6 protein-coding genes are annotated in these 6,828 nt (G+C 67.4%); all 6 read right to left on the bottom strand.

What is annotated here, in order from left to right:
• Nucleotides 1–301: 301 nt before the first annotated feature.
• A complete protein-coding gene (locus JWP90_RS03800) occupies nucleotides 302–2,860 on the bottom strand; it encodes an ATP-dependent Clp protease ATP-binding subunit (RefSeq protein ID WP_297359865.1) in 2,559 nt (852 codons plus the stop codon).
• A 218-nt stretch (nucleotides 2,861–3,078) separates the two neighbouring features.
• Nucleotides 3,079–3,846: an SGNH/GDSL hydrolase family protein gene (locus JWP90_RS03795; protein WP_297359861.1), complete on the bottom strand. Its 768-nt coding sequence runs from the start codon at nucleotides 3,844–3,846 to the stop codon at nucleotides 3,079–3,081.
• A 73-nt stretch (nucleotides 3,847–3,919) separates the two neighbouring features.
• Nucleotides 3,920–4,570, bottom strand: a complete 651-nt coding sequence (locus tag JWP90_RS03790; RefSeq protein ID WP_297359858.1) for an NAD(P)H-hydrate epimerase — start codon at nucleotides 4,568–4,570, stop codon at nucleotides 3,920–3,922.
• Nucleotides 4,570–4,923, bottom strand: coding sequence for a UBP-type zinc finger domain-containing protein (locus tag JWP90_RS03785; RefSeq protein WP_297359856.1), 354 nt, complete (start codon nucleotides 4,921–4,923; stop codon nucleotides 4,570–4,572). The genes JWP90_RS03790 and JWP90_RS03785 overlap by 1 nt, the downstream gene beginning before the upstream one ends.
• Nucleotides 4,924–5,047: 124 nt before the next feature.
• Nucleotides 5,048–5,863, bottom strand: a complete 816-nt coding sequence (locus tag JWP90_RS03780) for a DUF1206 domain-containing protein (RefSeq protein ID WP_297359853.1) — start codon at nucleotides 5,861–5,863, stop codon at nucleotides 5,048–5,050.
• 110 nt (nucleotides 5,864–5,973) lie between these two features.
• Complete coding sequence (locus JWP90_RS03775) at nucleotides 5,974–6,756, bottom strand: alpha/beta hydrolase (RefSeq protein ID WP_297359850.1); 783 nt, start codon at nucleotides 6,754–6,756, stop codon at nucleotides 5,974–5,976.
• Between the last annotated feature and the right edge of the window lie 72 nt (nucleotides 6,757–6,828).

The following is a 6,828-nucleotide window of genomic DNA, read 5'->3' as shown; positions in this document are numbered from 1 at the left end:
GGCTCCGGATGCCTACGCGCTGGCCGTTCTCGGCGTGCTGAGCGCACAGACCGCCTGATCCGCTGGCCTCAGTCACCACCCACCCTCGTCCGGAACTTCGGGGATTCCCCGCGAACAGGCTCAGATTCAGCCGTTCCCAGACGATCCGCAACGAATCTCCGAAGTTGCAAACGGAACCAACTGAAGCCTCCAGCCTTACCGTTCGGCGCCCAGCGCACCGGCCGCCCGAGCCCTGTCGCCCACCCGGGAAGGGTACAAAAGGGCCGCCACCGCTGAACGGTGACGGCCCTTCCTGACTCTCTTACGCAGCGACCGGAACCGGGATTGCCACGCGTTCGACGAGCAACTCGTCACCGATCACCGAGACGGCGACCGACGAACCGGCAGTGAACTCCGCGTCCACCATCAGCCCGGCGACGCGGTCCTCGACCTCGCGCTGGATCACCCGGCGCAGCGGGCGGGCACCGTACTCGGGTTCGTAACCACGGGTCGCGATCCAGTCGACGGCCTCATCGGTCGCCGTGAACTCGACCCCCTGGGCGCCGAGCCGTGACGCAGTCCGGGCCAGCAGCAACCGCACGATGTCGTGGAGTTGAGACGGCTCGAGCTTGCTGAACAGCACCACTTCGTCGATCCGGTTGAGGAACTCGGGTCGCATCGCCTCGCGCAGTTTACCCATCACCCGGTCGCGGAGAGCCTTCTCCGAACCGAACCCGCTGCCGTCAGCGGAATCCGCGACGAAGCCGAGCGCACCGCTCCGGCTGGCGAGGAATTCCGAGCCGATGTTGGAGGTCATGATGACGACCGTGTTGCGGAAGTCGACGGTACGACCCTGACCGTCGGTCAGCCGCCCGTCGTCGAGCACCTGCAGAAGCAGGTTGAACACGTCAGGGTGCGCCTTCTCGATCTCGTCGAGCAGGATCACCGAGTACGGGTTGCGGCGCACACGCTCGGTCAGCTGACCGGCCTCGTCGTAGCCGACGTAGCCGGGAGGCGCACCGACGAGCCGCGACACCGTGTGCCGTTCACCGAACTCGCTCATGTCGAAACGGAGCATCGCGCTGTCGTCGCCGAACAACGACGACGCGAGCGCCTTGGCGAGCTCGGTCTTGCCGACACCGGTCGGGCCGAGGAACAGGAAACTTCCGACGGGGCGGTTCGGGTCGCCCATCCCTGTGCGGTTACGGCGCACCGCCTTGGCGATGGATTCGACAGCATCGTTCTGGCCGATCACCCGCTCGTGCAGCTCGGACTCCAGCGAAGCCAACCGCTCACGGTCGCCCTGGGTCAGCCGGGTGGCCGGGATGCCGGTCGCACGCGAGATGATCTCAGCTATCTCAGCCTCCCCGACAACGGCAGGAACCGAAGCGGATGCTGCGGCATCCGATTCGGCGGCGTCGATCTGGGCGGTGAGGGCTTCGATCTCGTCGCGGAGCCGGGATGCTTCTTCGTAGTGTTCGGCGTCGACCGCCTGATCCTTCGCCGCCCCGAGTGTCGCAACGTGCTCGCGGATCTCCGAGGTGTCGATCTTGGCGACGCTGCGGAGACGCAGCCGGGCACCGGCCTGGTCAAGCAGGTCGATCGCCTTGTCTGGCAGGAACCGGTCGGTCACATAGCGGGCGGACAGGTCGACGGCGGCGCGGAGAGCCTCGTCGGTGTAGCTGACGGCGTGGAATTCCTCATACCGTGGGCGCAGTCCGCGCAGGATGGTCTCGGCGTCATCGACGCTTGGCTCGTTCACGTGCACCGTCTGGAACCGGCGCTCGAGCGCGGCATCCTTCTCGATCCTGCGGTATTCCTTCAACGTCGTCGCGCCGACGACGTGCAGTTCACCGCGTGCGAGACGCGGTTTGAGGATGTTCCCGGCGTCCATGCCGCCGCTCTCCCCGCCGCCTCCCGCGCCGACGACCGTGTGCAACTCGTCGACGAAGATGATCAGCTCCCCCTGGTGCGCAGAGATCTCATCGAGCAGCTTGGTCAGCCGTTCCTCGAAATCGCCACGGTACCTGGTACCGCCGACCATCGAGGCCAGGTCGAGCGCGATTACGCGTTTGTCGCGTAGCAGGTGCGGCACATCGTTGTCGACGATGGCCTGGGCGAGTCCTTCGACGACTGCCGTCTTGCCGACGCCCGCCTCCCCGATCAACACGGGGTTGTTCTTGGTGCGGCGGGACAGGATTTCGATCGTCTGCGCAATCTCGTCGGCGCGGCCGATCACCGGGTCCAGCTTGCCGTCGCGGGCACGGGCGGTGAGGTCGGTGCCGAACTGGTCGAGCATCGGAGTGTCGGATGCCGCCGGCTGGCCGGGCGCGTCCCCAGCGGCGTGGGCGGCCCGAGCGGACTCGTAGCCGGCCTGCAGCGCCTGTGGGGTGACCCCGAAGCTCGCGAGCAGTTGCCCTGCTGGCATCTCCTGGTTCACGACGAAGGCGAAGAAGAGGTGTTCGGGGTCGACGTAGGTCGAGCCGAATGCGCGTGCCACCTGGTACGCCTCCATCAACGCGCGTTGCGCCGATGATGTGATCGATGCGGACTGCACCTGGCGGTCGGCTTTCTGCGGCAGCCGTTGTTCAACGGCTTCGGCGAGCGCGGCCGAGTCGGTGCCCAGCGACCGGAGGGTGTCGACGATCGGGGAGGTCCCCACGAGGACCCGAAGCACGTGCAGCGCATCGACCTCGGAGTGACCGTGCTCCACAGCGAACCGGGCCGCATCGGCGAGCACCTCCTGGGTGCGGCGGCTCAGCAGCCGGGTGATGTCGATCGTCCGACCAGACTGCGCAGCACGCTGCCCCTGCAGGTATCGGGCGAGGAATTCGTCGAACGATTCGCTTTCCGAACCGGTCGGACCGAAGAATGCGGGCATGGATCCTCCTGGAACTTGAGTGCCTTCGACTCAACTCAACGGCAGCACCATACCGGTTATTCCCGCGCGGTCCAAAAACTTGAGCCGACCCGACTCAAGGTGCGGGCGCGGGGTAGCGTGCGCCCCGTGCCGCGAATACACCCGCCCCGGACAACAACACCCGGCGCACCGCGTGAACCGGTCCGCAGTGAGTGAGTTGGGCCCGCTGCGCCGCCCGCTCAGTCCACCGGCAGCAGCGTGGGCCGCTTCGCCTTGCGCCCGTCGCCCGACGACCGCCCGGTGACCCGACGACCGATCCACGGCAGTACGAACTCGCGATAGTACGCGGCGGTGTTGCGGGAGCGTGATCCGGAGCCGGCGGCGGCCACTTCCTCAACACCCCACTCGTCCGGCACCGGAACCCCCAGCGCGGTCAGCACGTTCGACGCGACCCTGGCGTGGCCGAGGGCGTTCAGGTGCAGCTTGTCGACGGACCAGTAGCGGATGTCGGTGAGGATCTCGTCTGCCCAGTTGTTGACGAGCGTGACCGGGGTCGGTTTCAAGGCGGTGAGCACAGCATCCGCCAGCTGGTCGCCGCGTTTCTGCATCAACCCGCCCATCGGCAGGTGCCGGGACGGGTTCGCGCCGGCGAGAACCGCGACGTGAAGGCCTGGCTGCTCAAGGGCACGGTGCACCAGCTTCACGGTCTCGTCCACGACCCAGCCGATAGCGACACGCGGGCGCATGATGTCGTTACCGCCGCCGTTGAAGGTGATCAGGTCCGGGTTGAGAGCGAGGGCCGGCTCGAGTTGCTCGGCGATGATCGGCCCGAGCTTGCGACCGCGAATGGCGAGGTTGGCATAGCCGATCGGGTCGGTGGCGGATGCCTGCAGCCCCAGCGCCACGAAATCCGCCCAGCCGCGCATGCGCCCGTCGGGCAGTTCATCGCCGACGCCCTCGGTGAAGCTGTCGCCGAGCGCGACGTAACGGGAGAAAGGTGCGGTCATGTGGTCACTCCGAACGGATGCCGCCCGTGGCCGGATGCGTGCCGACAGCATCCTCCATTATTGCTCCACCCAGTCACGTTCCGAGCCCGAGCCCGATGTCGACCACGACCAGGCGGCCAACATAGTCGGTAGCAGGTGCGATCAGGAGGCCCCTCTTGCACGCGCCGAACGTCACAGTGACATCGGCAGGCAGCACGGTCGCCTCCGGCACAGACCCGTCGTCGGGGTGCACGCCGCTCGGGATGTCGACGGCGACGATGATCGGCGGATTCTCCGCGGCCAGCACGGGCAGGATGGCGGTGACGATCTCCCGCGCCCGTCCGCGCAGAGCCGGGCTGGCGCTCGTTCCTGTGCCGAGGATGCCGTCCACGATCACGTCGGATTCCCGCGCGACGGATGCTGCGGCGTCCGTGTCGATGTCGACGGGCAGCATCCGCGCACCGGCGCCGATCGCGGCAGCCCGACCGCCGTCGAGCATCCGATCGGAGGTGGGAAGCACGGTGACCGTGCTGCCGAGCGCGGCGAGTTCCGCCCCGGCATAGAGCGCGTCGCCGCCGTTGTTCCCTGGCCCGACGAGCAGCAGGACGTTGCCGGGGCGATCGGCGGGAAGAAGGAGTCGGATCTCACGCGCCAGCGCGGCCGCAGCCCTGGCCATCAGCGGCACCCCGGCGGCGAGCAGGGGCTCCTCGGCGGCCCGGATCTGGGCGGCGGTGTACGCCTCCATCAGTGCGGGTCGGTCAGGTCGCGCCAGTTGTCTGGAACCCGGTCCGCAGGCCCCGGTGACGGCTGGTGAAGCGGGCGGCTGCGCGGTTCGGCGAGCTTCGGTCCGAAGAACCTTTTCCTGTCCCGGTAGTTCCAGAACCAGGTCTCATCGGGTTCGAAGCTCTGCACCACAGGATGCCCCGTCTCGGCGAAGTGCGCTGACGCATGCTTCGCGGGCGAACTGTCGCAGCACCCGATGTGTGCGCACTGCGCGCACCGGCGCAGATGCAGCCACCACCCCTTGACGGCCTCACAGTCGAGGCAGATGGTGCCTACGGGCGTGGCGCGTGGGTCGATGCCTTCGATCTCGGTCATGCTTCCCTCCCGGTGATTGGGAGCATACTCCGGCAACCCACCGGCCCCAAGAAGCGATCGCGCTCGGCGCGGAAGGGTCGTGCCCACCGAATGACCCGTCAGGGCGGTAGAGGCGCGTCGAGATTTAGAGCCTCGCGTATTTCGCGCGGGCGAAGCAGTAGATGCCATACGCGATCAGGCCCAGTGCGACGACCGTGAGGATGATCACACCGAGCGGCAACGCGACCAGCGCCTTGAGCGCACCGTCCAGACCGGTGGCCTCACTGGCATTCGAGGTGAAGGCGGCGACGCAGAAGAGGATCCCGACGACGATGATCGCGACTCCCTTGGCGATGTAGCCGACCCGGCCGAGGGTGGTGACGGTGCGTCCGGTCGTTCCGGCCGGCCGGCTGATGTCCTCGAGGAACTTCTTCTTGTAACCCTTGACGATGAAGTACACGCCAACGGCGATGACACCAAGGCCGAGAACCGCGACGAGGAAGACACCGCCCGGACTCGCAAGCAGCTGCGCTGTGAAGCTCTGCGTCTGACCGGCGCTGTCGCTCGATCCTCCGCGGGCGATGCTGAACGCCGAGAATCCGACGGCGAGGTACGCGAGAGCCTTGCCGCCCTCCTTGCCTCGCTTCATCCACGCGTCCTTATCCGAACCCCGAACGATGAACGTTTCGAGGAGCTGGAAGAGCCCAAGCGCCCACAGCCCGATGGTCACCACCCAGAGCACGAACACCCCGGCCGGGTTCGACGCCAGTTGGCCGAGCGCGCCGCCCTGGTCTGCGCTGCCTCCCGAGCCGAACGCGACACCGAGTGCGATACCGCCGATGAGGAGGTGGAGCAGGCCGTTGACGGCGAACCCGACCCGCGCCATGAGCTGGAACGCAGGGTTGTCCTGGAGGCGGGATGCGGCGGATCGGGCGGAGTCCGGGGCGGATACGTGTGACATGGTTTCACCCTAAAGCCGGCCGGTCGGAATCTGTGGGTTGGCCGAGGCCCCTTGCGCGAGAGAAGCGAATCGTGCTTGTCCTGCGAGCTGCCGGGGCCGGGGGTCCGCTCTCAGCAGGTGCCGAGGAATTCGAGCGCCGCGTTACGGAAGTCCTTCGACGTCGGCGCGTTGAAGTGGTTGCGTCCGGGGATCTCATAGAAGGTGCCCCTGGGGGCAAACTCCGACAGGGTGCGCGACTTCTCGAGGATCGCGTCCTCGGTTCCCGTCGCGAACAGGACGGGCTGCCGCGGCGGGTTCGCGGGGTCCGGCTGTGCGCCTCCGCGCATGCCCTCGACGAGCGAGATCAACGCGGCCAGATCGTTGCCCCGGATGCCGCTGGCCATTTTCACGTAGGCAGCGGTCAGTTTGTCGGTCGGCGCGTTCCCGGTCTCGAGGAACGCCCGAGCTTCATCGACCCGGAACCGGGTGAGTGGGTCCCCGTCGGGGATACCGCCGAGCACCGTGTGGGTGATCCGGTCGGGCAGGTCCAGGCACGCCTGCCAGCCGACGCGAGCGCCGAGTGAGTAGCCGACGAACAGCGCCTCGTCGAGCAGGAAGGTGTCGAGCACGTCGAGCAGGTCGTCGACCAGCAGCGGCATCGTGTACGCCTCCGGCGAATGGGGTTTGCTGCTCAAGCCGTGACCGCGCTGGTCGATGGCGATCACACGGTATCCGGCTCGGCTGAGCACCCGTGTCCAGCCCGAGTGGTGCCAGTTGAGCAGACCGGCCGATGCGAAACCGTGTACGAGCACCACAGGGCGGCCGTTGGGATCCCCGAACTCATAGGTCGCTATGCGGATGTTGTCACGCGCGAGAACGAAACGGGGGTCGGGTGATTCCGGGACCAGGGGCATGGTCCCATTATTGCGGGCAACGAAATGCGCCCCACCGATCCGGGTGGGGCGCATCGCTCGCAGGCCGGGCGG

The sequence above is a fragment of the Mycetocola sp. genome, assembly GCF_025464835.1.
Taxonomy (GTDB): Bacteria; Actinomycetota; Actinomycetes; order Actinomycetales; family Microbacteriaceae; genus Mycetocola_A.
The sequence above is the reverse complement of the archived record's forward strand: the minus strand, read 5'-3'. Positions and strand labels throughout refer to the sequence as shown.

What these genes read in the sequence shown, in the direction of transcription:
- JWP90_RS03795 (WP_297359861.1), bottom strand. Translation starts at nt 3,846, where the DNA reads ATGACCGCACCTTTCTCCCGTTACGTCGCGCTCGGCGACAGCTTCACC.
- JWP90_RS03790 (WP_297359858.1), bottom strand. Translation starts at nt 4,570, where the DNA reads ATGGAGGCGTACACCGCCGCCCAGATCCGGGCCGCCGAGGAGCCCCTG.
- JWP90_RS03780 (WP_297359853.1), bottom strand. Translation starts at nt 5,863, where the DNA reads ATGTCACACGTATCCGCCCCGGACTCCGCCCGATCCGCCGCATCCCGC.
- JWP90_RS03775 (WP_297359850.1), bottom strand. Translation starts at nt 6,756, where the DNA reads ATGCCCCTGGTCCCGGAATCACCCGACCCCCGTTTCGTTCTCGCGCGT.
- JWP90_RS03785 (WP_297359856.1), bottom strand. Translation starts at nt 4,923, where the DNA reads ATGACCGAGATCGAAGGCATCGACCCACGCGCCACGCCCGTAGGCACC.
- JWP90_RS03800 (WP_297359865.1), bottom strand. Translation starts at nt 2,860, where the DNA reads ATGCCCGCATTCTTCGGTCCGACCGGTTCGGAAAGCGAATCGTTCGAC.